This window comes from Streptomyces sp. SJL17-4, from assembly GCF_036826855.1.
Lineage (GTDB): Bacteria > Actinomycetota > Actinomycetes > Streptomycetales > Streptomycetaceae > Streptomyces.
The window spans coordinates 8,297,260-8,323,327 of the sequence record NZ_CP104578.1; the positions used below are offsets into that span (position 1 = coordinate 8,297,260).

23 protein-coding genes and 6 pseudogenes are annotated in these 26,068 nt (G+C 68.7%); 10 read left to right on the forward strand and 19 right to left on the reverse strand.

What is annotated here, in order from left to right:
- Positions 1–220: 220 nt before the first annotated feature.
- On the reverse strand, positions 221–565 hold the full coding sequence (locus N5875_RS37275; protein WP_338498807.1) for a hypothetical protein: 345 nt from the start codon (positions 563–565) through the stop codon (positions 221–223).
- Between the two features lie 84 nt (positions 566–649).
- Positions 650–754 (reverse strand): annotated as a pseudogene (locus N5875_RS37280) (IS5/IS1182 family transposase); the annotation flags it as partial.
- Between the two features lie 39 nt (positions 755–793).
- Between N5875_RS37280 and N5875_RS37285 the strand changes: the two are divergent.
- Positions 794–1,339, forward strand: coding sequence for a GrpB family protein (locus N5875_RS37285; protein ID WP_338498808.1), 546 nt, complete (start codon positions 794–796; stop codon positions 1,337–1,339).
- Positions 1,340–1,796: 457 nt separating this feature from the next.
- Here the strand turns inward: N5875_RS37285 and N5875_RS37290 are convergent, their stop codons facing one another.
- The 8 genes and pseudogenes from N5875_RS37290 to N5875_RS37325 form a co-directional block, all read right to left on the reverse strand.
- Complete coding sequence (locus N5875_RS37290; RefSeq protein ID WP_338499382.1) at positions 1,797–2,591, reverse strand: IS5 family transposase; 795 nt, start codon at positions 2,589–2,591, stop codon at positions 1,797–1,799.
- 392 nt (positions 2,592–2,983) lie between these two features.
- Positions 2,984–3,829, reverse strand: a complete 846-nt coding sequence (locus N5875_RS37295) for a hypothetical protein (protein WP_043224315.1) — start codon at positions 3,827–3,829, stop codon at positions 2,984–2,986.
- Positions 3,830–4,148: 319 nt separating this feature from the next.
- Positions 4,149–4,436 (reverse strand): annotated as a pseudogene (locus N5875_RS37300) (transposase); the annotation flags it as partial.
- A 716-nt stretch (positions 4,437–5,152) separates the two neighbouring features.
- Positions 5,153–5,692: a hypothetical protein gene (locus tag N5875_RS37305; RefSeq protein ID WP_338498811.1), complete on the reverse strand. Its 540-nt coding sequence runs from the start codon at positions 5,690–5,692 to the stop codon at positions 5,153–5,155.
- A 423-nt stretch (positions 5,693–6,115) separates the two neighbouring features.
- On the reverse strand, positions 6,116–7,447 hold the full coding sequence (locus N5875_RS37310; RefSeq protein WP_338498813.1) for an MFS transporter: 1,332 nt from the start codon (positions 7,445–7,447) through the stop codon (positions 6,116–6,118).
- On the reverse strand, positions 7,444–7,980 hold the full coding sequence (locus tag N5875_RS37315; protein ID WP_318212192.1) for a helix-turn-helix domain-containing protein: 537 nt from the start codon (positions 7,978–7,980) through the stop codon (positions 7,444–7,446). The genes N5875_RS37310 and N5875_RS37315 overlap by 4 nt, the downstream gene beginning before the upstream one ends.
- Positions 7,981–8,594: 614 nt before the next feature.
- Complete coding sequence (locus tag N5875_RS37320) at positions 8,595–9,167, reverse strand: GNAT family N-acetyltransferase (protein WP_338498815.1); 573 nt, start codon at positions 9,165–9,167, stop codon at positions 8,595–8,597.
- Between the two features lie 266 nt (positions 9,168–9,433).
- A pseudogene (locus tag N5875_RS37325) lies at positions 9,434–9,742 on the reverse strand (IS5/IS1182 family transposase); the annotation flags it as partial.
- Between the two features lie 127 nt (positions 9,743–9,869).
- Between N5875_RS37325 and N5875_RS37330 the strand changes: the two are divergent.
- Both N5875_RS37330 and N5875_RS37335 read left to right on the forward strand, forming a co-directional pair.
- Positions 9,870–10,496: a hypothetical protein gene (locus tag N5875_RS37330; protein WP_318212193.1), complete on the forward strand. Its 627-nt coding sequence runs from the start codon at positions 9,870–9,872 to the stop codon at positions 10,494–10,496.
- Between the two features lie 292 nt (positions 10,497–10,788).
- Complete coding sequence (locus N5875_RS37335; RefSeq protein ID WP_318212194.1) at positions 10,789–11,292, forward strand: hypothetical protein; 504 nt, start codon at positions 10,789–10,791, stop codon at positions 11,290–11,292.
- Between the two features lie 347 nt (positions 11,293–11,639).
- On the opposite strand, the gene N5875_RS37340 is transcribed toward N5875_RS37335, so the two are convergent.
- Both N5875_RS37340 and N5875_RS37345 read right to left on the reverse strand, forming a co-directional pair.
- Positions 11,640–11,948, reverse strand: coding sequence for a hypothetical protein (locus tag N5875_RS37340; protein ID WP_318212195.1), 309 nt, complete (start codon positions 11,946–11,948; stop codon positions 11,640–11,642).
- Between the two features lie 160 nt (positions 11,949–12,108).
- Positions 12,109–12,504, reverse strand: coding sequence for a hypothetical protein (locus N5875_RS37345; protein ID WP_338498818.1), 396 nt, complete (start codon positions 12,502–12,504; stop codon positions 12,109–12,111).
- 313 nt (positions 12,505–12,817) lie between these two features.
- Here N5875_RS37345 and N5875_RS37350 point away from each other — a divergent pair, with 313 nt between their 5' ends.
- Together N5875_RS37350 and N5875_RS37355 are read left to right on the forward strand one after the other, a co-directional pair.
- The gene (locus N5875_RS37350) at positions 12,818–14,389 is read left to right on the forward strand and encodes a TerD family protein (protein ID WP_338498822.1); all 1,572 of its coding nucleotides are present in this window, start codon (positions 12,818–12,820) and stop codon (positions 14,387–14,389) included.
- Between the two features lie 274 nt (positions 14,390–14,663).
- Positions 14,664–15,110, forward strand: coding sequence for a hypothetical protein (locus N5875_RS37355; RefSeq protein WP_318212198.1), 447 nt, complete (start codon positions 14,664–14,666; stop codon positions 15,108–15,110).
- Between the two features lie 250 nt (positions 15,111–15,360).
- Here the strand turns inward: N5875_RS37355 and N5875_RS37360 are convergent, their stop codons facing one another.
- A complete protein-coding gene (locus tag N5875_RS37360; RefSeq protein WP_338498825.1) occupies positions 15,361–15,969 on the reverse strand; it encodes a DUF2867 domain-containing protein in 609 nt (202 codons plus the stop codon).
- 98 nt (positions 15,970–16,067) lie between these two features.
- On the opposite strand from N5875_RS37360, the gene N5875_RS37365 reads away from it, so the two are divergent.
- Positions 16,068–16,661 (forward strand): TetR/AcrR family transcriptional regulator, encoded by a 594-nt coding sequence (locus N5875_RS37365; RefSeq protein ID WP_338498827.1) that lies wholly within the window; start codon positions 16,068–16,070, stop codon positions 16,659–16,661.
- 62 nt (positions 16,662–16,723) lie between these two features.
- Here the strand turns inward: N5875_RS37365 and N5875_RS37370 are convergent.
- Both N5875_RS37370 and N5875_RS37375 read right to left on the reverse strand, forming a co-directional pair.
- A pseudogene (locus tag N5875_RS37370) lies at positions 16,724–16,843 on the reverse strand (IS5/IS1182 family transposase); the annotation flags it as partial.
- A 449-nt stretch (positions 16,844–17,292) separates the two neighbouring features.
- Positions 17,293–18,183 carry an SMI1/KNR4 family protein gene (locus N5875_RS37375; RefSeq protein ID WP_338498828.1) on the reverse strand — a complete coding sequence of 297 codons (891 nt, stop codon included), beginning with the start codon at positions 18,181–18,183 and terminating at the stop codon, positions 17,293–17,295.
- A gap of 305 nt (positions 18,184–18,488) precedes the next feature.
- On the opposite strand from N5875_RS37375, the pseudogene N5875_RS37380 reads away from it, so the two are divergent.
- A pseudogene (locus tag N5875_RS37380) lies at positions 18,489–18,761 on the forward strand (transposase); the annotation flags it as partial.
- Here the strand turns inward: N5875_RS37380 and N5875_RS37385 are convergent.
- Positions 18,691–19,002 carry a hypothetical protein gene (locus N5875_RS37385; RefSeq protein WP_338498830.1) on the reverse strand — a complete coding sequence of 104 codons (312 nt, stop codon included), beginning with the start codon at positions 19,000–19,002 and terminating at the stop codon, positions 18,691–18,693. The pseudogene N5875_RS37380 and the gene N5875_RS37385 overlap by 71 nt on opposite strands.
- 859 nt (positions 19,003–19,861) lie before the next feature.
- Between N5875_RS37385 and N5875_RS37390 the strand changes: the two genes are divergently transcribed.
- The 3 genes from N5875_RS37390 to N5875_RS37400 all read left to right on the forward strand — a co-directional run bounded on the left by N5875_RS37390 (position 19,862) and on the right by N5875_RS37400 (position 22,296).
- Positions 19,862–20,677 (forward strand): DUF6042 family protein, encoded by an 816-nt coding sequence (locus tag N5875_RS37390; protein ID WP_338498832.1) that lies wholly within the window; start codon positions 19,862–19,864, stop codon positions 20,675–20,677.
- The gene (locus N5875_RS37395) at positions 20,674–21,237 is read left to right on the forward strand and encodes an AAA family ATPase (protein WP_318212203.1); all 564 of its coding nucleotides are present in this window, start codon (positions 20,674–20,676) and stop codon (positions 21,235–21,237) included. The genes N5875_RS37390 and N5875_RS37395 overlap by 4 nt, the downstream gene beginning before the upstream one ends.
- A gap of 561 nt (positions 21,238–21,798) precedes the next feature.
- A complete protein-coding gene (locus tag N5875_RS37400; RefSeq protein WP_338499399.1) occupies positions 21,799–22,296 on the forward strand; it encodes a hypothetical protein in 498 nt (165 codons plus the stop codon).
- 42 nt (positions 22,297–22,338) lie between these two features.
- Here the strand turns inward: N5875_RS37400 and N5875_RS37405 are convergent.
- The 3 genes and pseudogenes from N5875_RS37405 to N5875_RS37415 all read right to left on the reverse strand — a co-directional run.
- Positions 22,339–22,915: pseudogene (locus N5875_RS37405) on the reverse strand (transposase); the annotation flags it as partial.
- Positions 22,916–22,963: 48 nt separating this feature from the next.
- Entirely contained in the window at positions 22,964–23,758 is a 795-nt protein-coding gene (locus tag N5875_RS37410; RefSeq protein WP_338498834.1) for a hypothetical protein, read from the reverse strand.
- A gap of 115 nt (positions 23,759–23,873) precedes the next feature.
- Complete coding sequence (locus N5875_RS37415; protein WP_338498835.1) at positions 23,874–25,604, reverse strand: RICIN domain-containing protein; 1,731 nt, start codon at positions 25,602–25,604, stop codon at positions 23,874–23,876.
- Positions 25,605–26,068 lie beyond the last annotated feature (464 nt).

A 26,068-nucleotide genomic window follows, 5' to 3' on the forward strand; every position in this document is an offset into this window, starting at 1 on the left:
CGGCCAAGCCGCGTATCTGCTCCAGGGGCCGCGTGCCGCGGAGCCTCGGCGCTTGCGCCTATCGGGTGATATCCGGCGCTCTTGGCAGGTGCGGGGAACGGTCGTGCGGCCAGCGTTGATGTGGATCATCAGCCCCGTCACCCCGTCGAACAGCACGATGGTGACGGGCAGAGGGCTGCGCGGCACCGGCTGGGGCCGGCATCGACGTCAAGACGTCATCTTATTCGGTGAGGTGCCGTCGGATGAACGGTGCCGTTCCCAGGACGAGTGCGGCGAAGACGGTCATTCGTTGAAGGCCAGGCTGAGCGGCGAAGCTGCTGTGCTGGATGCCGTAGACCGCGTACCAGTTGGCGGCGAGGTCGGTCGCCATGATGGCGCAGGCCAGGTCGGTTCCTCGGCGTTTGCCCCTGATCAGGAACACAGCGGCGAGCGTGTCGAAGAGCGCCAGCGACGACCAGTAGAGGTTGAGCCAGCTCGGTGCCCAGCCGTAGGGGTGCAGACCGTGGCTGAGAAGGTCGGCTACATGCGCGGAAGCGCCGACGAAGAGCAGCAAGGCTGCTATCACGCAGACCAATATGACCGCCCAGCGCGGCGTGTGGCGCATCCATCCGATCACGCGGGGGATCGTCCCATTTCCGGGCGCTGCCCGTCAGGCCACCAGCCTGCTACAGCAGATGAGAGCGGCTGTGATCCCGACGAAGGCCTGGAAGAGCTCGGCCTTGCGCTCGTGGCGGCGGTGCCGGCGGCGGCAGCCGCACATCACGATTGCGGCAAGCCCTGCAACACTCGCAGTATGGGAGAGCCAGTCGAGATCATGCCTTACGACCCTGCGTGGCCAGCCATGTTTGCCAGGTGGGGCACGTGCCTACGTGTCGCCCTCGGTGATGCTGCGGCTCGAATCGACCACATCGGGTCCACCTCGGTGCCAGGGCTGGCGGCCAAGCCGGTGATTGACATCCAGATCTCAGTGGCATCGCTGGAAGCCACAGATGCATTCCTGGGCCCGCTGACAGAGATAGGGCTCGTGTACCGGGCGGATAATCCTGAACAGACCAAACGGTACTTCCGGGAACCTCCAGGTCAGCGCCGGACCCACGTGCACGTGCGGCAACTGGGCAGCTTCTCAGAGCAGTTCCCACTACTGTTTCGCGACTACCTTCGGTGCCACACGGCTGCTGCGAACGAGTACGCGGCAGCCAAGAAGCACTGCGCAGCCAAATTCCGCAACGACCGTCCCGGTTACGCCCAAGCAAAAGATGCCTTCGTATGGGACATCATCCGACGCGCTGACGCCTGGGCCCAGCACACCGGCTGGGCTCCCGGTCCCAGTGACGCCTGACCAAGCCTTCCGATCACAGTCGAAGCCAAGGCCGTCGGAGTGACGAGACAACTCTTAGAAGCCGTATCTCAACCGAGCGCGATCGCTTGATTTTCGCTGGTCAGGCATGGTCTAGCTCAGCGTGAGGGATGCATGCGGCGTCTTGTTTTGGCTTCGTGATCGAGGGGTGCGCGATGGCGTCGGTGCTGGGAATGCTGGAGGAGCGGGAGACAGCGGCCCGAGTGCGGGTGGAGGGACTGCGGGAGGAAGCCGCCGGTGACGGTGCTAGCGCCGGACTACCAGGGGATTCTGGGCGTGCTGGAGGAGCGGCAGTCCGCGGGCCAGCAGCCGCTGAAGGCCAGGGAGATCACGGCTCGGCTGGGCTTGGAGACATCGTCGGCGAAGGTCGAGGGGGTGCGCTCGAAAGCCCGGCGGCTGGCCGAGCGCGGGTGGCTCCTGCTCGAGGCGTCCGGGGCATTCAGTGCCGGCCGGCGGCCCGTGGCCGTGCCAGACGCCGGCTCATCCGCGTGACCATCGACCAATGGATCATCGCCTCGCTGCTGGCCGGCAACGTCTCGTAGTCCCGGGCCAGCCGACGTGAATGCATCAGCCACGCGAACGTGCGCTCTGCCACCCACCGCCTGGGCAGCACCACGAAGCCCGTCATGTCATCGGTGCGTCTGACGATCTCCACGGTCAGGGCGAGTTTCTCCCGTGCCCAGTCGACCAGGCCACCGGTGTAGCCGCCGTCAGCCCAGACCAGGGTGATGTCGCGGTGCAGGCGCCGCAGCCGCCTCAGCAGGCCCGTTGCGGCGTCCCGGTCGCCGATGTTCGCGGCGGTCACCGCGACGACCAGGAGCAGGCCGAGCGTGTCGGTCACGATGTGCCGTTTGCGCCCGGGCACCTTCTTCCCGCCGTCGTAGCCACGTGAGGCGGCCGGCACCGTCGCGGCGGCCCGCACCGACTGCGCGTCGATGATCCCCGCCGTGGGGGAGGCCTCACGGCCCTCGCGTTCACGCACCCTCCCGCGCAGCCGGTCGTGGAACTCGGTGATCAGCCCGTGCTCACGCCAGCGGCGGAAGAAGGCATAGACCCGGCCCCAGGCGGGGAAATCCGCGGGCATCGCCCGCCACGAGATCCCGCCCGCGACCAGGTAGCGGATCGCGTCCAGCAGCTGGCGGTGGCAGTAGCCCTCAGGCCGCCCGCCCCTGCCCTGAAGCCAGGTCGGCACCGGCAGCAACGGCCGGACAGCCGCCCACTCCGCGTCCGTCATGTCCGACGGATAGCGGCGCACCCGGTCCGGATGGTCGGCCACGTTGCCGTACACGTGCGCGAGGCAATCGCACGACACGGCGGGCAAGTTGAAGTGAAGGGGCTCGGGCACGTACAACAACGACAACAGGGTCTCCGGAACCGCTCGGATGGGATCGCACCCCCGAGCTACCAGAAAGCCCTGCCTTCATGCACGCACGGCCGGAAGACCACCCGACCAGGAACTCTGTTCGACCGGGCGGTGCGGCGGCTCCACGAGGAGGACCAGCCGGCCCTGGTCGTGGACGTACGCGCCGGGGCCGACGGACGCCACGGGGTGTGCGCCGACGCCCGTACGCCCTCGGCACCGCCGCTGGTCGCGTACTGCTCGGCTCCGCGCGGGCGCGCTGCCCGCTACTGCGCCCAGTCGAAGACGCCCGACTCCAGGTCGATCTGGGCGTTGCCACCGCCGAAGTTGACCCCGCCGACGCCGTCCTCCAGCTCGAAGACGTACGGCGTCAGCCCCTCCGGCAACGTCTGGCAGGGCATCACCGTTCCGCCGAGGTGCGAGATGCCCTCGACGGACGACCAGAACGCATCGAGATCCTTGTCGTCCGAGGACCAGGCCTCCACATAGCCGCCCTCGCCGTCCTCCGCCGGGGCGATGCCGGTGTTCGGGTCGCCGGTGCGCTCCCCGATCCAGACCGTGATTTCGGGGGCGCTGTCGTCCCAGGCGTTCTGGCCGCGGCTGTACTTGTCGCCGAGGCCGTCCGGCCGGATGTCGGCCGGGGGATCCATGCGGGGCGCGGCGAACTCCGCGGCGGTGAGCCAGATGAGCGCGTGCGCGCCGCCGATCACGTCCTCCAGGTCCTGCTGCCGGGGGTGGCGGGCTGCGGCCGTCGCGGCCACCGCGGCGAGGAACGGATCGGCGGCCTGCTCCGGGGTGGGCACGGTGCCCGCCAGCAGCTCGTCCACGCCCTCGATGTCGTCGGCGACGTGGTCGTCGGCGTGGAAGAAGGAGACGGCTACCAGGTCCTGGCCCTTGCGCCGGTAATCCTCCGGCAGTTCGAGGGTGATGACATGGGTCATCGGCAGTCCCGTGACAGGGCTCCGGGGCCAGGAGGCCGTTCCGATGCCGGGCGCACGACCGCCGCACCACCCGGCGACGCGGGCCCCGGGCAGATCGATCTCGACGGGCTTGCCGGGCCGGACCGACAGCGCGTCCACGGACTCTCCGAACCCCAGGTCGTATGCCTTCACTGTGTTCCTCGTTCATTCCGTTCGACTGCGACGGTGCTCAACCTACGTGAGGCCTCCGACAGTCCCCGTCCCCGTCGTTCCCGCTCGGTCCGCCCGGGCACCCGAACCAGTCTGCTCGTACACCAGCCGCCCACTCCGCGTCCGTCATGTCCGACGGATAGCGGCGCACCCGGGCCGGATGATCGGCCGCGTTGCCGCACACGTGCGCTTGGAAGATCACCCGACCAGGAACTCTGTTCGACTTGCACGTTCCAAGATCGATTGAGATACGGCTTCTTACGGCAGAGTTCACCTTGTTCGGTGAGTTGAGTCTGCGGTAGCAGATCAGGGTGCAGGCGATGCTGGTGAAGGCCAGGAGGGCTCGGCCTTGCGCTCGTAGCGTCGATGGAGTCGTCGGCAGCCGGCGAGCCAGGACATGGTTCGCTCGATGGTCCATCGGTGTCGTCCGAGTCGCTGGGAACTCTCGGTGCCTTTGCGGGCGATGCGGTGTCGGATGCCTCGGCCGGAGACCCATCGCCGCAGGTGGCGGTAGTCGTAGCCTTTGTCGGCGTGAAGCTTGCCGCGCTTGCGCCGACGTCCGGCCGCGGCGCGAACGGACCGGGGGTATGCCCTTCACCAGCGGGATCAGGGCCCTCCTCTCCCTGACTTCCACCCCTGGTACGCACCCCGCCCGGGAGACCTACGCGCAAGCGCTGGAACCGGTGAGATCCGCGTTCCCGGAAGCCCTGGCACTGTCTACGCCGCTCCGAGTCTCATCGGCCACTACGTCGTCGACCACGACTACCTGCCGCCCCAGCCGTTCATTGAGGCAGTCCTCGCCTTCGACCCGTACGGAGCCTGGCAGGCAAGGTTTCCAGGCATCAGGTTCCCGTGGATACCGAAGGATGCGGTCCTTCGCCACGTCGACGACGAGGACTGATCGTTTCAGAATGACCGGGGGTGTCCCTACCCGATGATGATGCACGCGTGTTGGCGGAGCCCCCAGTGATCGCGTGCGAGTACCCGCTGAGAGGGCCGCTCAATCGGCACCCGGACCGGTGCCGTTGTCGTGCCTGCGCCATCGGTGAGCCCGGGTAGCATGCGCGTCTTGTCGGCGGACCGGGCCCGCAAGGACATTCCGCCCCCGCCCCACCTGTGTGGGGGCGACGGTTCACATGAACGGCGGGCCCATGTCCTCCTGTCCGATCTGCTGGGCGAGCCACTCGGCGAAGCGGCCCCGACGCTTCCCACGCTCCAGGCCACGCCCGAGACGCTGACACGGCAACCGTCCACAGTCCTGCCGTCTTCGACGGGGGCCGACGTGGCCCGAAGACGGCAGCCTGGCTAGGGTTTGGCGGGGGCGCACGACGCCAGGTCCTGGCCACCCGCCTTCCAGGACAGGTCCAGTTCGAGGGATTCCGTGACCACTCGCGTTCCCCTCCGCACCTTCACGCTCACCGCGCCCACCGTGATGTCGGGGAACTCGATGGCGTGGATCGTACGGCGCCCGTCCGCCATCACGCCGACGTCCCGCACACGGACCGGCTCACCGTTGCAGGTGACCGACTCCACCGTCTCGTGCTCCGCGCCGAAGACCACGTTCCATCCCGTCGCCATCATGCGGACCAACGGCACGAGCCGCGGAGTCTCCGCCACAGGGGGCGTGTCCGGACGGGAAGCGCACGCGACGGACGTCATCCCCTGCGTCGTCGCGGCACCGTGACAGAGCCGGTCGTCCGCCGTCTCCCAGACGAAGAGCGCCCCATTGCTCCCCTCGGCGGCGACCAACAGACCGGGCTCGGCAGGGGAATTGGTGCCCGTGGCGGCGGTGAGCATCTTGCCTGTCGCCTGGGCGACGGCTTCGTCCGTGCTCGGCGATTCCACCGCCGAGGGCTCCGAACCCGCCGTCCCGAGCAGGCTCCCGCGCTCGGCCGTCGGCAGTGGCGACCTCGCCGGCTCCTCCGGACCTGCACAGGATGCCAACGCCAGGACAACGCATCCCACCGCCACTGGGGTCATCAGACTCCGCACGGTTCCCCGCCCCTCCTTGCATCGCGCGACTACGCCACACCACACGACGCGCGCCACAGCGCACCGGTTCTCCCTCACCCACACGCGGCCCGTGCGGGAGCTGCCGCTCCGGTGTGGCGTCGTCCGTCGTCGTGACGTCGACACCGCACCACATGCCCTCCCTGGCCGGACCGGTGCGCATCTCCCCGCAGTCGAAGTTCGCTGCAGGCAAGACCTCGGCCACGTGCCGAACAGCTGGTGACGCTTCCTCAGGTGTCCGCTCCTCTACGGCAGGCGTCACAACACGTCGGGTGCACTCTCGTGGGCGGGCTCCTTGGCTTCCTTGGGTTCCTTGAAATCCTTGGGTTCTTCGCATGCCCGGTGTTCCGGACCGTCGGCCTGGGCAGCGGCACGCAGCGCCGCTTCGACCCGGCGGTTGCTGGTCATGGATGCCGTGACGGCCGTCATCGCCAGGAGGAGGACGGCGGCGGCGTAGAGCGGGGTGCGGATGTCGTAGGTGGTGGCCAGCCAGCCGCCGAGAAAGGCGCCGATGGGGGCGGCGCACATGGCCAGCATGCGGGAGGTGGAGGCGACCCGGCCCATGAGGTGGGCCGGGACGATCGCCTGCCGGAGGGAGGGCCCGAGCACCATCGTGGCGCCCATGCCGGCCCCGCAGACGGCGAGCGCCAGCCCAGCCACGTACGGGTTCGGGGCAGCGGCAAGGCCCAGAATGGCAAGCCCTTCGACGGCGGCTGTGCAGGTCAGTGCGGTGCCGGTGCCGAGTCGTCGGCCAAGGCGGGAGGCGATGCCGGCACCGAGCAGGCCGCCCGTGGCCTCCGCCGTGAGGAGCAGGCCGAAGCCGTAGGTGTCGATGCCGAGGCGGTCGTGCGCGAAGAGAGCGAGGACGGTCTCCACAGCGAGGAAGGCGACGTTACCGACCGCCGGGCGGAGCGCGAGCCCGAGGAGCAACCGGTCCCGGAAGACGTACGAGGCCCCGGCACGCGCCTGCCGAAGCAGCGGCTCGCGGACCTCCGGAACGGGTCGGGGCATGGCGGGTAGTGACCGTACGAGCAGGGCGGAGAGCAAGAACGACACCGCGTCGGCGACCAGCGGAACCGCCCGCCCGAGCCCGAGGAGCGCACTGCCCGCAGGCGGCCCCGCGAAGCCGGACATGGCGGTCTGAGCGCCTCGCAAGCGTGAGTTGGCGCGCTCCAGGAGTGCGGGGTCGCGGCCGAGTAGATCCGGCAGATAGGCCGTGGCTGCCGTGTCGAAGAAGAGTCCGCCGAGGCCGAGCAGGAAGGCGACGGCCGTGAGCAGCGGAATGCTCAGTGCGTCGAGCGCGGCCGCCGCAGCCGGTATCGCGAGCAGCACCGCACGCGCCGCGTCCACGACCCACATCGTGCGCCGACGGTCCCAGCGGTCCACCAGTGCGCCGCCGAGCACCCCGAAGAGCAGCCACGGCAGCGTTCCGGCGGCCGTGACGACAGCGAGTGCCATCGGGTCCCGCGTCAACGTCAACGCAATCAGTGGCAGCGCGGCATGCGACACCCCGTCACCGAGCGAGGACACCGTCTGCGCAGTCCACAGCCGCCCGAACCCGGCAGGCAACTTCCCAACATCTGAGGTCACTTGACATCCCCCTCGGCCTGCGGGCGCGATGACGGGTGGAACAGTGCGAAGACGAGTGACGCGTCCGGCAGCGACGGATCGGACAGCTCCCGGTACTCGTCCGCCAGCGCCTGCAGCCGCGCCCCCAGCTCCGCGAACTGCTCCTCGGTGAGCCGCAGATGTGCCATCCGTACGTGCCGCTCATCCACCGGCGACGCCTCCAGATCCGCCACCGCATGGCGCATCAGCACATCCGGCCCTCCCTCGCCCGGATCCGGCAGCGCGATCGACCGCGCGGCCATCGCGTAGTACCGCTCGGTGACACCCCGCACCTTCCTCGTCCGCACCACCTTCACCAACCCGGCCCGCTCAAGGAGTCGCACGTGATAGCTGGAACTCCCCTTCGCGAGGCCCATGCGCTCGGCGATCTGCGTGATCGTCGCGGGCTCGAAGCGGAGCACGGCCATGATCCGGTGGCGGGTGAGATTGGAGACGGCGCGCAGTTGCTCGTCCGTGGTGACGTGAAACGTCTCGGGAAGATCATCGGTAGGCATGCGAGCAATGGTCAACGTTTCTTGACCATTAGGCAAGGGGATTTCGCGTGGACTACCGGAATCTGCTGTCCGGCGCGCGAGAGCTTCCGTTCAAGCCCCCACACGCTTCCCCTTGGCTCGACCGTCTCGTCCCCTGCTGTCGGCGGCACCTGCCCGGCGCCGAGGGGGCCCCGTCGCCCGCACGTGATGACCTGCAGGGACTCACTACCGGAAGCCGCTCGCGACGGAGGCGGGGAAGGCCGGCCGGATTGTCAGACCGACCTTGTGGCGTCGAAGGCGAGGGCTTGGCCGGCCGCCGGGCCTCTGGCGATCCGGAGCCGACCATGGGTGAGACCAAGGTCGACGGCCGCGACCGGGCGCGACGGGCCGCTGGGTTTAGAGGGCGCCGCTGTCCGTGTCGCGCAGCGCACTGTCGCGGTGGCTGGGCCATCTGGCACCACCACAAGACCGGTGCTCCGGTCCTGTGACCGCTGACCGTCTTCGATAACTGACTACTGTCCTGCTGGCCGTAACGGACTACTGTCCCGCTGGCCGTCGAGGCCCCAGTGCGGGCCCCAGGGCGGGCCCAGGGTGGGCCCAGGGCGGGCCCCAGTGCGGGCCCCGGAGCGGATCTGTCAGCGCAGGTCGAGTCGCATCAGGACCCGGGGGTGACCGGCCAGCACGGACGTGGTGTCGGCGGCGTGAGTGAACCCGGCGCGTTCGAAGTTCTTCCGGATCCCGGCGTACGCCATCGTCATGTCGACCTTCGCGTCACCGCTGTCGAGCGGGTACGCCTCGATCGCCGGTGCGCCGTGGGTGCGGGCGAACTCGACCGCACCGGCAATGAGGGCGTGCGAAATCCCCTTCTTGCGATGACCAGGGCGTACGCGGATGCACCACAGCGACCAGACCGGCAGGTCGTCGACGTGCGGGATCTTACGGCTGCGCGCGAAGGAGGTGGCCGAGCGCGGTGCCACGGCGGCCCATCCGACCGGCTCGTCACCGTCGTAGGCGAGCACCCCCGGAGGGGTTGCCGACCGACACAGTTCGGCCACGTACTCACCGCGGGCCGGCCCACGGAGCTCGTTGTTGAGCTTGGAGGGGATCCGGTAGCTCAGGCACCAACAGACGTTGGCCCCAGGTGACTTCGGGCCCACCAGGGCGCGGACATCCTCGAAGACTGAAGCTGGGCGAACTGCGATGGTCATGGCTCCACGATGCCACGGCGTACATGGTGGGCGCCGCTCAGGATCAAGTCCGGCCAAACCCTGCCGGCCAGTGCTGGCGGACTGGGTGGATGCCGCGGTGGTGAGCGGTGCGGATGCGGTGCGCTTCTCGCGGCGGACGGCGGACGGCGGACGGCGGACGGGGGGGCTGGTGGAGAGTCGACGACTGTACGGCGGGTTCCGTCCTCCAGTGACGCGCGCAGGGCGGAAGCGTGTGCGGCGAAGGCGGCCCGGCACCCTTCGCGTTCGTGGTCTTCTTCCTCGCCGGGCGGCAGGGCCCGCCCGGGGCGTGCGCGGTGCAGACGATGAGCCCAGTGTGGATGTGCGCGCCGTGGGTGAGCGCGGTGACGCCGCCCGCGCATCGGCCGGCAAGGTCGGAGCCTCGCCAGGCCCTCGCGTCCGCGGTGTTGCCGGGCACCGGCCGGGCCGCGGTGATGACCAGCTTGGTGTCAGCATCGATGATGACCTGCGCGATCGCTGAGAACCGGTAGTTGCGTGACGAGGCGCCGACCTTGCGGTCGCGCGCACCGGGATCAGGTGCCGTCCACGATCCACACCGCTAGACCGCCTCGGTCGGCTGTGAGACGGGCTCGATCGGCCGGGGGTGTGTCCGGAGGTGGATGCACCATCGGTGAATGACAGATATTCCTGTCGCTTACCTCGTTCGACAGCTAGACTTGTCGCATGAGTGATGTGAGTGCAGTTCCGACACCCGACAGGAATGACGAGAACTTCTGGACCGCCGCCTCGGTCCTGGTGGAGCCTCCCTGGAGCGAACCCGCCCAGAGCGACACGTTCACCATGGACGAGCGCATCCACGAAGCCGCCCGCGACCTGGCCGAACGGATCTCGACCCGCGTACAGGCCTACCGCGCCGCGGACAAGTCCGTCGACCCCGTTCTCATGGCAGCGCCCGATGTGCAGCTGGCACTGCTGCGCGCTCTGCACGAAGCCAAGCAGTCGGTCGAACGGCTGGCGGAGAGCGCCGCGACCGTCGCCGGTCGCAGCGGAGCGAACTACGCCCAGCTCGGTGCTGCCTGGGGCGGCATCAAGCGTCAGTCCGCCCGTCTCAAGTGGCCCCACGCCGTTGTCAGGAAAACCACCAGCGAGTCCATTCCGCTCCAGTACGCGGGTGGTGCTGCTGTGGTGCACCATGACGCCGACGCCGACGCGTGGTGGTACACCGCCACCGGCGGAGACCGTCAGGAAGCGGAGTCCGAGCCCGTTCATCGCACGTATGCCGAGGCCATCGCCGGAGCGACCGAGTACCTCCTGGCGCACTCGCTGCCTGACCGGCAGGCACCCGCGTGAGATTCCCTGACCGTCGGCCGGGGCCCGGCGGCCCGCCGGTACCGTAGTCCCTGCGGAGGTACTGCCACAGGACGCTGTCTTTGTCGCGGTCAACGAGGTCGCCGGCCAACTGCCGCCGAGACCCGACATTTGCCCGACCCGCCCTGGCGGCCTCAGCAACAACGGCTCCAGCGCCGCTCAATGCTTTGGACCGACGCGCCGCTGATGGCGTTCTTCGAAACCGGCTCTGGCCGTGATGACGTCAACTGATGATTTTGTCGGTGCGGGGTGGCTGGTGGGGCATCCTGGTGCGATGGATGGTGTCGAGGCGAAATGGCAGTCGTGGCTGTCGGGACTTACTCCGTCGACGCGAGCCACGGCGGAGTCGATGCGGACGCAATTCGAGGCTCTCGGTGCGGCTGATGCGCCCGGTTCGGCGAGGCTGGAGATCGAAGAGAACCAGCCGCAGCTGGCACGCGTCGTGCTGCTCCGTTCCCTGTGGCGTGGTGCGATCGACGGCTGGGCAGACCCCGGGGCCTTGGAACAAGTGGCGGCGGCTCGGCGCCTGCTGGATGCGGGGGCGGACAAGGCCGATCTGGTGCTCCTGGCTCGGGCCGTTGCGTACGAAGCCGTCTTCGCCGCGGTGGACGAGCTCGATTGCGGCGGGGACGTGAACGTGTCGGGTGTGGATGTCGGCTGGGTGGTCATGGAGTCTGGCGAGGACGGTCTTTCCACCGGTCGTCCCCTCTCGGGCCTTCACGAGGACCTACTGACAACGGACCCAAGTGGACGCGACGGCACGGACCTCTGGCAGTAGGGCATATGGCTGATCACCTGCGGGGGAGTGGCAGCGAGGGGTAGACATCACATCGCTCTCAGTGATGTAGCCCGAGTGGCCTGGTAGTTGGTGGTGACCGGCCATAACGGTCCGGTCCCTGTCGTGTGGGGCGACGAACCATGGCGTTCTCACGTAGACCACCACCTCGGGCCCGGCTCCTACGCCATCGACATCGACGCGCCCATCACCACGCACTCCACTGCGGCGCGGAGGAGCTTCGTACTTCATCGGGGAGGGCGCACAAGGTCTCTGCCCGATTCGCCTGCCGACCCCGTGCGGGCCCGGGAACGCGGTCGGCAGGTCGCAGGCACTCAGGGTTACCCGGATCAGGCAGTCGGGCGGTGGCGGCGCGTGCGGAGCAGTCGTACACCCTTCACGGCGTAGACGGCGACGATGACTGCGAACCCGGTAAGGCCGAGCCAGACCCAGGACTCGGCCACCACCAGGGACAGCATCAAGCTGCTGACCATGAGCAGCGCACCGACGGTATCCAGCAGGTCCAGACGCGCCTTGGAGCGCACCGTCGGATCGGCTTCCCGCATCCGACGGACGACGGGAACAAGCCCGAGAGCCTGAAGGACGAAGAGGCCAAGAGCGATCCACACGAACCAGTCGGGTATGTCCACGGCGCGCATCGTATCTCCCACCGCTTACCGCTACAGGTCTCCGAGGTGAACCGAGGGGGATGCTCTCCCCTTCAGACCGGTACGGGGGCGGTAGGCGCATCAGTCGTATCGACGAAGCCGCTTGTCGTCTTGTCGTCGCTGCGGGAGACGAACACAACCTGATCCCTGGTCAGAGTACGTAGGGGTGGAGACCGGCCTTCTCGCGCTGGATGAAGAGCTCGACCCATCCACCGGCGACCTCTCCGGGAGGCGGATCGGCAAGGTCCAGCAGGATGTGCGTGCCATCGAAGTCCAGCAGGGCGGCACCGTCCTCGGTAAGGCCCAACTGTCCCCGCAGGACCACGCATTGCCCACCGGTCCGGAGCCCTGGACCGACGCCGCCTGCAGCTGTGGCGTTCTGCCCCCAGATGATGTCCTCATCGATCGTCCACTCGACGTGGTACTCGCCGGGCTCCGCGGCACGATCCCCGTACCATCGGACCGCGGCGTGACCGAACGGGGCCCGGGCCTCCGCAAGCCAGAGACTCCCGGGACACTCTGTGACCTTCAGCAGTTCGATCAGCACCGCTCGATCATGCAGCAGCCGTGCCGCTGTCGGTGTGTTCGTCTCTCGGGTATCGGCCCACGATGACGATGTGCGGCTGGGCAGTCCCCATCAGACGCCGGCTGGTCGATTCGGCTGCCGGTAGGAGGTGTAGGGGGTGAACTCCTCCAGGCCGGTGACCCCTGCTGTCGGGCGGGGCGCAACCCGGCCCCGACTCCGACGCCGTCTTCGGCGGGGTACGCCCTTCTCGTGATCACCTTCGTCGACCTCGGCGCCCTCGCCCTGCCGCATCCCGCCGTGGACCTGCCCAGGGGCGGGGTGCAAGCATGACGCGGTGACGCAGATCATCAAGGGGGAGAACCTGCCAGTCCCCGGGCAGGGTTGGCGCATCGAGGTCGACCGGCAGGCGGCCGGCGGTGGGGTGCCGGAGGTGGCGGCCTCCGCGCTGCTCCTGGACGCCACCGGCAAGGCCGTCAGGCACCTGGTCCTCGAGCGGGCCGGCGTCGTGGATGGCCGGTTGGTGGACCGGCTGGACGTCGACACCGAGCGTGTCGGAGTGGACGTCCGACGCATCGTGATCGTCGCCGTCGGCCAGAACGGCATGCTCGGGCAGGTGCCCGGCCTGTCGGTGCGGACGCTGAGTACCGCGACCGGGGAGCAACTTGCCTTGTACGAGGTCGACGACGCCACCACTGAGACGGCGCTCGTCCTCGGCGAGTACTACCGGCGCGATGATGGCTGGAAGTTCCGCGCGGTGGGCGAGGGCTACGACGCGGGATTCAGCGCGCTGGCGGAGGACTTCGGCATCTCGGTGCCAGCACCAGCACCAGCACCAGCGCCGGCACCGGTCCCGGTACCCGTCCCGGGTGGGCCGGTGCCGGTGGAGCTTCCGCGAGGGGCGGTGGGCAAGTCCGCTGCCCCGGGCGGGCCGGTGCCCGCAGAGCTTCCGCTCGGTGCCGTCGGCAAGTCCCCGGGACCGGCTGCTGATACGGAGCGAGGGCAGGGTTCGGGCTCGGGTTCGGGTTCGGGTTCGGGTTCGACCGAGTGTCAGGGGGAGCGAGGCGGCTCGGGACCGACGAAGGGTGAGGTCGGGGTGCACGGCCCGGGTTCGCCCCCGGCCCAGTCCCGTGCCCAGACCGGAGGCCAGTCCCCGCCCCAGCCCCCGTCCGAGAGCTCGCCCCAGGCCCCGTCCCGGCGGCCGGGAGCGATCCCAGTGGTCCCCTCGCCGACCCCGTCTCCCGAGGCGGTCGCCGCCGTCGCGCCCCTGGGCGGGGAGTTCGACGACATCGTGTACAGCGGGCGGGGCAGCGCCAAGTTCGCCATGGACACGACCCCACCGCCCGGCTATGTCCTGGTCGATTTCGCCCGGACCGGCAAGGGTTTCTTCGACCTGGACTCCATCGACTGGGACGGCAGACAGGCCCGTGACCTCGGCAACACGGCCACGTCCCACCGGTTCGAGCGGCGGGTGATGTGGTGCGACAACCTCTACCCGCTGCGCTTCCGCGTGGGCTGCGACGACCACGACGAGTGGACGATCGTGATCCGGCCCGTGAGCGCGGTGCGCGTGCTCGGCGAGGCGGCCACTGGTCGGGGGCCCGAGGTGCTGCTTCACACCGGGCCCGCCGGCGAGCTGGTCTCCCGTCTGCGTCCGACGGAGGCAACCGGGTCCCTGAGTGTCCAGGGGTACAAGCCCCGTCGCCCCAATACCCCCGCCACGTACCCCACCTCGCTGGCCAGCGATTCCGACCGGAGTCCCAAAGGCGCGCGAGTGCTGCCGGAGGGGCCGCTGCTCGTGGCGGTCGTCGAAGGAGCGGGCGACTGGTCGCTTGAAGTCTGTCCCCCCAGGGAGGTCCCATCTCAGGAGAAGCGCTCCGGCTTCTGGCGCCGTTTCGGCAGGTCCTAGATCCAACTGCGTTCAGTCGGGTCGGGGGCGGGGGGCGGGGGCTGGGGCTGGGGTGCGGGCGGAAGCGGAGCGGAGGCAGAGGCGGGGGCCAACGTGCGGCCATGGAGCGGGGGGCGTGGACGAGGCCGTCCTGATGATGGCGGCCAGATACGCCGTCACCCGCGACGGCCGCCGTCCTCGTACGCCCCTGCCTCCCGCCGTCCGCTCGGCGTGAGGAAGAAGCGGTGCCGGCGGGCGTCGCTCAGCGGTCGGAGAGTGCCCGGATCTCTCCGGCATGCCCGGCCTCACCCAGGGAGCAGCCGCTCTGGTGGCCCTGGTCCCCGTCATGAGGGATGACGTCCCGCTCGACCTCGAAGACTTCGCCTACCTCGATGCCGGCCCCTACCGGCCGTGGCTCGACCCTCTGTTGCTCGCCGCCTCGGGCGCCACCGAACAGGCCCGCCAGGCACTGACCGTGGTGCCCCGGCCCCCGCACGACCTCCTCCAGGAGGCCCTGTGGTGCGTACTCGCCCGTGCCGCCGAGACCGTGGGGCACCTGCCGGTCCTACGCCGTGCACGCGAGGAACTCCTCCCCGCCCGAACGGAGTCCGCCGGCGCCGGCAGCGGCCTGGTCTCCTTCGGCCGGGTCACCCGTCACCTGGAGGCGGCCGATGCCATCTTGGCTTCGTCTGCAGGGCCGGCCGACGACGGCGTCCCAGGGCGTGTTCACAACCACCGGTAGGACGGCTCCGAGCAGGACTGAGCAGTTCAAGCAGATCACTCAGCCCACGGTCGCGTCGGTACGGGAAGATCAGCAGCCGACCCGCTCCACCGGCCCGCACCGGCCAGCACTGCCGCGCTACGCCAGCAGGCCGCAGACCACCCCGGCCAGTTGGCTCAGCTCCCTGAGGAAGCCAGGGGGGAAGCACGAGCGAGGACCGGCGGGAGACGGATCTTCTCGTTGCTGCCGGTTGCCACGCGCAGGCGCCCTTTCAGCAGGTCGTTCGGCGTGCGGCGTTCCCCTGCCACTCTCGGCCGATCGACCGCATCAGGGCCGGGTACACCCCTAGGTACCGGAACGGCTTGATGCCGAGCATGTACAGGGAGCCGAGGCGGCCATTGGGCTTGACCAGGACGGCCATCTGTCCGCGGTAGCCGCCGTTCCCGTCGGGGACCCAGCCGATGTGCATCACCCCGTGCATGGTCTTGTTGGCGTACTCGCTGGCCCACTCGTCGTGCGTCTGGAAGACCGAGGTGAAGGGGGCCGAGTCGAGGTCGGGCCCCCGCGGCCCCTCACGCAGGTCTTCGGGAAGCCGGTCGCGCAGCGTTGCCACCCGTTCGCCGACGCCCGAGTCCGGTTTGTCCCAGCCGAGCAGCGCCCCGAGCTTCCAGCGCACCGCGAAGAGGAAGCGGCCCACCGGGTTGCCGCCGTCCGGACCCTCCGTGCCGCCCGCCATCTGCTCGACCAGGTGATGCAGGTCGTCCGGGCCGCCCGGCGTCGGCAGCGCCCACAGGTCCTCGAGCCGGAAGTCGCCGGCGATCTCGTGGATCCGCCAGGGGTGGGACGTGTAGTCGGTCGAGGGAAGGCGCAGAGCGTTCATGACAGACCCCTGTCTATACGGTGGCGTATATATCGAGCATAGCCCCTTCTGTACGCCGCCGTATACTCGAGTCGAAGCGACATGAGGGGAGGTGCCGAATGGGCACGATCCGTACGCCGCGCGGCAAGTGGATCGAGGAGGGGCTGCGGACGCTGGCCGCCGGCGGACCCGAGGCCGTCCGGGTCGAGGTCCTCGCCCAGGCCCTCGGTGTGAGCAAGGGCGGTTTCTACGGCTACTTCCGCAATCGCGCGGCGCTCCTCGACGAGATGCTCGACGCTTGGGAGCGCGGGGTCACCGAGGACGTCATCGAGGGGGTCGAGAGTGATGGGGGCGACGCCCGTGATCGGCTCGGGCGGCTCTTCGACATCGTGGGGGCGTCCGAGACACCCGTGACCAGTGCGGGTGTCGAGCTCGCCATCCGAGACTGGGCCCGTCGCGACGAAGGCGTCGCGGGTCGCCTCCGCCGCGTTGACAACCGGCGCATGGACTATCTGCGCGAGCTCTACGGGGCCTTCTGCCCCGACGAGGCCGATGTCGAGGCCCGCTGCCTGATCACCTTCTCCCTCCGCATCGGTGATCACCTCATCGCGGCCGACGACGGCCCGCGCACCCGCACGGAGGTCCTCGCCGCGGTCAGGGAGCGGTTGCTGGCCAAGCCCAACCTCCCCGAGCGTGTGTCCGCTGATTCGTGAGCCGGTGAAGCTCCACGGAGAGTCGCAGCTTCCTCCCTTACAGGAGAACGGGCGCGGGCCCTGCAGGCGAGTTCGAGCAGGCCCTGATGGAGGTCGGGTCGCCGTTCGTAGCGGATTCGGCGTCGCTTGAACGGGTGCAGCCAGACCAAGGCACGCTGGACCACCCGGCACGTCCGCTCCTTCGCGGTCATGCTCACCAACCGCGAGGCGAGCGCCTGCCTGACTGGCTCGACGCCGTCCGCCAGGACGATCTGCCCAGCCTCCACACTCTCGCTGGCGGCATCGACCGAGACGGCGACGCCGTCATCGCCGGCCTCACCCTGTCGTGGAACTCCGGAGTCGTCGAAGGCCACGTCAACCGGATCGCGATACTCAAGCGCCAGATGTTCGGACGGCAGGCTCCCGACTTCCACGTAAACGCGTCCTGCTCGCCCCGTGATCACGTTTCTGTTGCCCGATGCGAGGATCCCGGCGACCGGACGCTAGGAGATCAGCATGGGCACCTGGGACATCAGCATGGGTACCTGGGACATCAGCCCCGTCGACAACGACACAGCTGCAGACTTCGCCAACGCTCCCTCAGGTGGCCGGTGTTGTCGAAGCGGCCAAAATCGCCCCTCCACTGCCCTGACTATTCGTCCTCGTCCTCGTCCGTGGCGGTGTCCCACGCCCGTAGGAATTCTCCGGCCGCGGTCGTGATCTGGAGAACTTCACACTCCATGAGCTGCGCAGCGGCGAAGAGCCGCTGCCGGACCTGTTCGCTGTCTTCAGGCGGGAAATCGATCCGTATCTGGTGGGGGTGGGAGACGTCGTAGGTGAGCAACCAGTCGGTGTCGACGGTCGCGAAGTGGTCCTGTCCTGTCTCCTCGGACGCGGAGCGCCACGATCCCCGGTCGGTGGTGGGAGCCAGTGCCTCGCGAAGCCGCCGTAGACGCTCCGGGTGGGCAGTGGGGCCTTCGGACAGGCGCATGCATCTGTGGATGCGGGGACGGAAGGTGTTGAACCATGGCACCAGGCCCGGTTCCATGTCCATGAGTAGACGGGAGCTGACCTGCCCGCCGGCCCAGCCTTCGATGAATGCTGCCGCTCTCATGGGATGGGTCTCGTACCAGCCTTCGTTGCTCCACACCACGACAGGCCAGTCATCAGGGGACCCACTGGTAAGCCAGCACAGGCGGTCGGCATCCATCGTGGTGCCCCAGACGAGCAGTGCGCCGAGAGCCGGGTGCAGCGGATACGGGTAGCGATCGCGGTCCCGTTCAGGCGATCCCGTGAGGCTGGCGCTTTGCCACTCGATGCCGTTGTGCCTGCTCTTACCGAAAGGTGTCCGAAGGTAGAGGAAATCGCAGAACTCTCCCCACCCGTAGGTCTCGACAAGCCGTTTGTAATCGCCGGGAAGCCGAGTGCCGATCGATATCTCCGCAGCGGTCCAGTCTCCGTGAGCATCCACGGGTTCGGCAGGCGGCACCACAAGCTCGACCAGCCGGTCGCAGTCGGTCGCGGTTGTCTTCGAATCAGCCATGAGGGCAGCGTATGCATCACCCCAAGGAGGTCTGGCTGGATTTTCCTGGCCGGAGATCATCTCGGGGGTTGTCGGACGGTCCGCATAGCGGCGGCGGAGGTGGGCGATCAGGCAGTGCTGCAGGCAGGCAACCACGGTGGGCGCAGGCGATGTCCTGGACGCGGCGTGAGAGGCCCTGTCAGCGAAAGAAGCGGTCGCTGACCTGCACGGCACTGGGGGCGCCGGCGATGTGCCGCACGTAGCGGCTGTGGCGCCACTGGCTGAGCCGGCCGCATCCCGTACACCCTCCGGGAACATCGGCCCGGAAGGGCTTCAAGGTGATTCCGCGACGCTGGGTCGTCGAGCGGACCTTCGGCCGGCTGATGCACCGCCGTCGCCTCGCCCGCGACTACGAGCCCCACTCGCACCGCTCCGAAGCCGTGATCCAGGTGGCCATGGTCGACCTCGGAAGCAGGCGGCTCACCCGTGAATCGACCGCGAACTGGCGCGACTCCTGGGCCGGCCAAGTCAGGCGGCAGAGCCCTGAGCAGGGCAATGCCAGTCAGCCGAGTCGATCGCGTTCCCCTCCGCGTCGCTGAGGTGGAAGCAGTTGCCGTTGGCCCACACCGTCACCGATTCGGGCCGATGAACGACCTGGAATGGCTCGTCCCCACGCAGCGTCCCGGACCATGAACCATCCGCTGCAGGCGAGTGGGTGACCACGACCCACGTCTGCTCCGGGAGAAGCTGGTGCGTATTCGCCCAGGGCTCCACGGTCACCTCCAGCGCCGCCTCACCACCGTTGCTGATCAGCAGCCGCGCTGTTCCCCCAGTGGCCACTCGCGGCGCACCTCCTTGTCTCTACGGACACCCTGGTCCAACCGCAGCCCTTGCGGGCTCTCACAACCCGATCGTCACACACCCGATCTTCCCGGTCGCAGAACTAGGGCGTTTCCTTCGGGTCATCTGATCGTTGGTTGATGTGTGTCGTTGACTGGTGCCCAGTGGGCGCGGATCGAGCCGTTGCTGCCAAATTGGATGCCAAGGCGTGGTGGCCGTGCCCCGTCTCTCCCCGGTCCGGTAGTTCACCCGAGCCCCGTGCGGCGCCGGTAACGCGGACGTGGCCGGTGGCGTTTGTGGCCGCGAGGAGTCTTCCTCGTACGGGGGTCGAGACGGCAGCACGGGGGCGACGACGGTCGGGGCTGCGGGTGCCGGGCCCGGCACCCGTTGTGCTCCCCGAAGGCCGCCAGCAGGCAGGAGTGGCCCTCGACGATCAGGGTGGAAGACCGCACCCGACGTGCGGGAATGTGGCAGCAGTCGGCCGGCGTCTGCGGTACGCGGTCGGTGACGCTCATGGAGCAGCGCCGTACGTCCTGCGACGGGCCCGGGGATGCAATGGCGTTCCCGGCCACGGCGGAGTCACCCGATCCAGCGATCCCGCGACCTAGACGCCACGCGTTTCATTGGTGGTTGAACCGGAGCAGGGGGAGTACCGCCGGGAATCTGCTGTACACCTGGCGGCATGAAGCCGGGGATTCTCAGCCGCTTACAGCCTGCCGCCGAGCCGACGGCCCCAGCTACGAAGACGACCGATTCCGCGTCGACCTGCGCCGGCATTCATGTACGACTACGGCGGCATCGACCTGTGCTGCACCTCCCTCACCACGATGCGTACGCCCTCCTTCGAGAAAGAGTTGCGATGACTGAGAACCCGTCTGTGCCCGGACCGCGCCGGGACATGGCGATGCACAACGACTGGTGGGCTTCGGGCTGGGAACACGTCCTGCCCCGCCAGGGCTTCCCGCTGACGATGCTGATCAGCACTGCGAGCCAGCCCGGCTTCACCGGCTCCCTGGACGACCTCCTGCAGGAGTTCTTCGACGGCCACTGGCGCATGATCGGCGGCAACCTCGACGGCCCGCTCACGTTCTCGTGGCCCGACGAGGAATGGGACTACAACGAGGCACCGGAGGGACGCGAAGCGTGTGAGGCGGACCGATGGGAGAAGTTCGGCGCCATGCTCACGGCTGCCGGCTTCCCCGTGCCCACGACCGTGCGGGACCTCTCCGAGCTCTACCTGACCTGGGGACTGACGCGCCGTGAGGAGACGCCGAACGGCACCCGATGGTCGATGCCCGCCGTGCTGCCGCTGCCCGGTGACCTGCTGCCCCTGGACGACGAACTCGCCAGGCGGCTCGACTGGATCCGCTGGACGACGCGAGCCGCCCCGTTCGTCAACGGGCTCATCACGTACCTGGTCGACGAGCTGGGCGAACCGGGGGAGGTTCTCACCTCCCTCGACCGCCTGTCGATCGCCACCGCCCACGACGCCGACGACGTCCGCCTCGCCCTCGCAGAGCTCGTGGATGCCGGCGACGCTCAGGTGCAGCGCGGCCAGGAACAGGCCGACGTGGAAAGGCTGGAGACGCATCAGCGTTTCCGTCTGGTCATGGACTGGGACCACTTCAACGAAACCCGCATGCACCTGAGCATCAAGGGGGACGACGACGCATGACCGAGAGCGCGCCTGGCGCGGTGGGAACGCAGGACACGCGACTGATCGTGGTCCGTGGCAACAGCGCTTCAGGGAAGTCGTCCGTCGCGGCCGGTCTGCGCGAGAAGTTCGGCCGCAACCTCGCGATCGTCGGCCAGGACTACCTGCGCCGCATCGTGCTGCGCGAACACGACCGGCCCGGCGGCGCCAGCATCGGCCTGATCGACCTGACCGCTCGCTACGCCCTGGACAACGGCTTCCACGTTGTCGTGGAGGGCATCCTGTACGCCGACCGCTACGGCACGATGCTCCAGGACCTGGTGCGCGCCCACCGCGGTGTCTCGCGCTGCTACTACCTCCACGTGCCCTACACGGAGACGGTGTTGAGACACGCGACGAAACCCGATGCCGAGTACCTCAAGCACGTCACCGAGGAGCACCTGAGCGGCTGGTACCGGGAGAAGGACCTGCTGCCCGACGACCTGGAGACCATCATCGACGCAGCCGGCACCCTGGACGACACCATCCGGCAGATCCTGCGCGAGAGCGGCCTGGACCGAGTGCTCCCGATCGACCGCTGACGAGCAGCTCCGCCCCTCCAGCGGCCCCTCGTTCGTCGATCCATGTCGGTCCCCGTACGGAGTCCGTCGCGTCGTAGGCGTCCTTCCGACCGGTCGCTCAGCGCGCCGGAGGGTCTCGGTTGAGCGCGGGCGACGATCGACGATCGACGACCGGGCGAGTGGTGCGACCTCTTGGGTGCAGCCATGCGTGCCTTGCCTCCGATATCCGCGTGCGAACTCGCCCGTATCGTCGAGCGCCTGGACAGTGGACGATCCCCGTCCCGGGAGCCCCTCTCTGGTCTCTCTCGGTCGCTGCGCTAGCGTCTGCGTCTGCTGTCTCGTACGAACGGCCCAGGGGGGGCAACCCATATGACTGCGCTCGCAAAGCGGTGGATGTCGGCACTTACGGCGATGGCCGCTGGAGGCCTCGCCATCTCCGGCTGTTCAGCTACGGAGGCGAACCGAGCCACGACCTCTTCAGCGACAGCTACACACTCAACAACGCTGCCCCCGCTGACTGCAGGGCAACTGAAGGCTCTCGCCTTGAAGGGCAGTGAAGTGCCGCAAGAGCACAGTGTCCCTGTGCAGGATCCTGTGGTGAGGAGTGGGCAGAAGACCTTCCCGCCGGTCTCCGATGCCTCCTGCCAGAGGGCCCTCGACGTGCTCGGTTCCGAGACCGCCTCTGCCCATGTCTTCCAGATCTTCAACTGGAAGGAAAACATCATGGGAGGCGACTCCACGCTCGCTTCGTACGAGGGAGCGAAGGCGCAGGACGCATTTCGGCAACTCCAGGAATCGCTCAAGACCTGCACGCCCTTCACCGGCGTCGGATGGGTCGGGAAATTCAACGCCGAGATCACGGTGGAGCAGGCTCCCGATGTGGGCGACGCAGCCCTCAGCTTTCACCTGACCATGCCATTGCCGGACGGAGGTGGACTGCGGGACGAACATCACGTCTTTGTCCGGACCGGCAACCTTACGGTGAGCTTCCAGGAGCTGAACGTCGGCCGGAAAGCACAGTTTCCTGTCGGCCTTGTCAAGAAGCAGGTCGACAGGCTGAGCAGTGCCCAAGGCGGTTGAACCGGCTTCACGCCGCCGTTCGGCGCCTGTCCGGGGTTGATCCGCGGCTTGTCTGCGGTAATGGCTGCCTGGGCTCGGGCCTGATGGTGGCGCCGCCAGGTCGGCGCGAACCACGGCGAGGAAGGCGTGGGCCAGCATGGCCAGGGTGAACCAGCGAGCGAGTCCATGAGGTGAAGTGACGGACCTGGTGCTGGTCCAGTCCGGCCACGCCCATTCCGGATTGGAAGGTCTCTTGCACCCGCCACCGTGATCCAGCACCGCGGACCAGCGTGGCCAGGGGCATCAGGGCGGGCGAGAAGCAGCGGTAGTAGGCGAGTTCACCGGTGGTGCGGTTGCGGCGGATCCACGAGCGCGGGATGTACAACTCCCGGTCTACCGCCGCGTCCCCGCGCAGTCCCGCGTAGACAAGACAGACCGCGACTTGGGCGTTTTCGATCCTCCCGGCGGGTGCCGGTGTACTGGCGCTGGACACCGACGGTGTGGGCGCCGTTCTTCAGGTCGCGGTCTCGTCGACTACGAGAACTGCTTGGTCATCGTGCAGCTGATCCACCACGTAATCGCGGACGTCGTCACGTACCGCGTCGGCGTCCCAGGAGGCCCGGCACAGCAGATGCTGCATGCCGTGATGAGGCGCTTCCCGGCCGGCGGCAGGGTTCGGTCCGCCGCTCTACCCGTAGTTCATGAACCAGTGAGTGTCGAAAAAGCGGGCCATCGTGAAGGGGTGGTGCGGATCGATGAGGATGCGGCAGACGAACTCCGCGGCTTGGCAATCAAAGGCGACGTCCTCACCGTCGAAGGACCGGATCACGACAGGCCAGCGGTCGGGGTCGTCGCCGTCGGCCCTCCAGCAGTACAGGTTCTCGTGCTCAGTGCCCGCCCAGATGAGCAGACCATCCCCACTGAGATCCGTCCACGGCTCCTGATTCAGGTCCAGGAATCCGTCGAAGGCGCCCTTGCCGAACGTCTCGACCATGCGCTTGTAGTCGCTCGGCAGCGCGGTGCCCAGGCGGGATTCCGTCTCCGCCCAGTCCACGTCCGGCCGCTGGTCGGGCTGTGTCCAGCCGGTGATCCGTCTGAGCCGCTCCATCCAGTCGACGTCCTCGTCCTCCTCTGGAATGACCGCCAGGGGTTCCGGCACCTTCCTGTGAGCGACGGCCAACACCGGCCGCTCGGCCCCCTCGGCGTCCCGCGCCGTCCCCGTGCCGACCCACTGATCCCCGTACGCCCACGCCCTTAGCGTCACGGCGCGGTCCTCAAAGGGGGCGAGCAGAGCCGCGCCCCTGGAAGCGTCGACCGTCGGATCGGTGAAGCCGTCGAGGACGAGGGTGCGCGGGGCGCCGTACCTGTCTGCGAGTAGGTCGGTCAGGTCCTGCGGATCCAGGTCCCCGGGCAGGTACATGTAGCTGTTCCCCGGGCCGAGTCGGGCCAGCAGGTCGTTGACGGCCGTCTGCGTGAACTCCATGGCCAACAGTGAAGCGCACCGCTCTGACAATGCGGCTCAGCCATCGAGGTGGCTTCGCCCCCGCCGCCCCTGCCCGGTTGCGCGACTCCGGCAGGACGACGTGGTCGTCGCCGGTTCAGGGCCTCCAGAGCATCCGGGCATCGTCGCTGCACGCACCTTGCCGCGCCTGTTCTCTCTCTCCGCCGCCTGTGCTCACCAGGACGCATTTGCCGCTGTTGCGGTTAACCAACTGCCAGGCACGGTGGGGGGCGTTGTATCGGAGGGTCCAGAACTGGTCGGGGAAGAGACCGTCCCCTTCCCCGCACAGAAACTCGGTGACGAGGGCGCCGTTCGTGGTGAGCGCGTTGTCGACGGACAGGCACAGGCCGCCGTTGCGGTTACGGATCGAGTACGCGGTTCCGTCAGGGCCCGTCCCCTCGGTGATGAGCTGCCAGAACTGCTCGGCGTCAGCGCCGCAGGCGCGCTGCACGATGCCGTCCGAGGGAACCGGGCTGTCATCGGGGCCGGACAGGCACATCCCGCTGGCGGCGTTGGACAAGCGGAAGAAGCCGGCCGGGAGCTGCGGCGGCCGGGAGGTGGCCGGCGGAGGGCTGCTCGGTGAAGGTGCCGAGGGCGGCGGGCTGCTGGATGACGGGCCGGGCGGCGAGGGGGCGAAGGGCTGCGGACGGCCGGCAGCCACGGAGGGCGACACCGTCTCGGGCTTGGTCGGCTGAGGTGTATTGCTCCGACGCGTAGTGGGGGAGGGTGTCGCCGCCGGCGGTGCGGCAGTTTCGGAGCGAGTGGGCACCACCGTCGTGCCAGTGGGAACCACAGCCGCAGGCGAAGGCCCTGTGGGCGGCGCGGCGTACATGGGCGGCGTGGGGACAGTGGGTCGGCTGAGAACGATCGCGGCGGCGGTGGCTGCCGTGATGACGCTGAGGGCGCAGGCCGTGACGAGCACGACGAACGAGACCCTGCCGTGACGTCCGCGCCAGGACGACCGCGCGGACGCGACGGGCGAAAGCGCCTTCCCATGCCCGCCGGCCGCAATGGCGGGGACGCTGGACGGCCTGGCGAGGGTGACCGCTGCTGCCGACGAGGTGTCCGTCCGCTCAAGGACGACCTCTTCCGCAACAGCTCGGCCACCGCCGTTCCCCTGCTGAATCTCCTGCCACAGGCGCCGGACGTCCTGCCGGCGATGCTCCAGCGCGCTGCTGACCTGGGCCAGGCCGAGGGTCAGTTCGCCGTCGGCCGTCGCCGCGTGCCCGCTCCGGTCGGCGAGGGGCAGGGCTGTCAAGGACTGCGCCCGCGCGTCGGAGTGGACCCGGCGAGCCGTGGTCTGGAGTGCCAGGGCCGTCCCGAGTTGTTCGACTGCCTCGTCCAGGTGCCCGACCACCGGCTCGGGGCCCGGCGCGACGTGCTGTCCCATCGTCGGCCCGGTGGGCGCGGCCTTGGGGCGTGAGATCGTTTCCTGCAGCATGGTGATGATGGCGAGCAGGCTCTGAACAAGACGGCCGGACTCGGCGAGGTCCGCCTCAGCCCGCCGCAAAGCCTCGTCCAGGCCGGGCGCGGGTGCCTTGCGTATTTCGGCTGTCAGAGCGGTGTCGTGCAATCGGCGGGCCCGCTGCAGCATCGCCTCACGCCCGCGCCCGTCGCGTACTCGGTCACGGACAATGCTGTTGAGACGGCCGAGCGGAATGATCCGCTCGCCAGAGCGGTACTGGCCCCAAGCTGTCTTTCCGCCTCCGTAGCGCTCCGCCAGCTCCCGCACCGTCAAGCCCTCGGTGATCTCGCGCAGGAACCGCGCAAGCTCGTTGGCTGCCTGCGTCCCACCCTTCCAAGCGCCCTGCGGACGACCTGCCGGCACCGTCTCCCCCTATTGTCCGCGGACAATTCGCATTGTCCGCTGTCTGACCACTCACTGACCTGCGATTTCATCGCCGGGGCTGCCCGGTCGGCGTCCCGGCCCGGCAATGTGAAGGCCGTGCCCCACCGGGTGCACCACCTTCCGGTGAGCACAGTGCGTCGATGGCGTTCGACGCCGCTTTTCCCGATTGTGCACGCACAGTAGACGTCTGATCACACGCCGGGTCAGGCGTTAGAGAACACGTTGCACCTGGGCCCGTCCATGGTGCGGGGCCCGGTTGTCTCGAAAACGCGCACCCCACGTACCACTCCGGCCACCACGGCGGTTTCCCCCGCCGGCCGCACCGACCCAGGACTCCTCTGAAGCGGCACTGGCTCCAAGGAGGCCACGCACCGTCGAAAGTGCGGCAGCCGGCTGTTCAACCATGTCCAACGAAATTCCGAAGGTTCGGCACCATCCAGAGA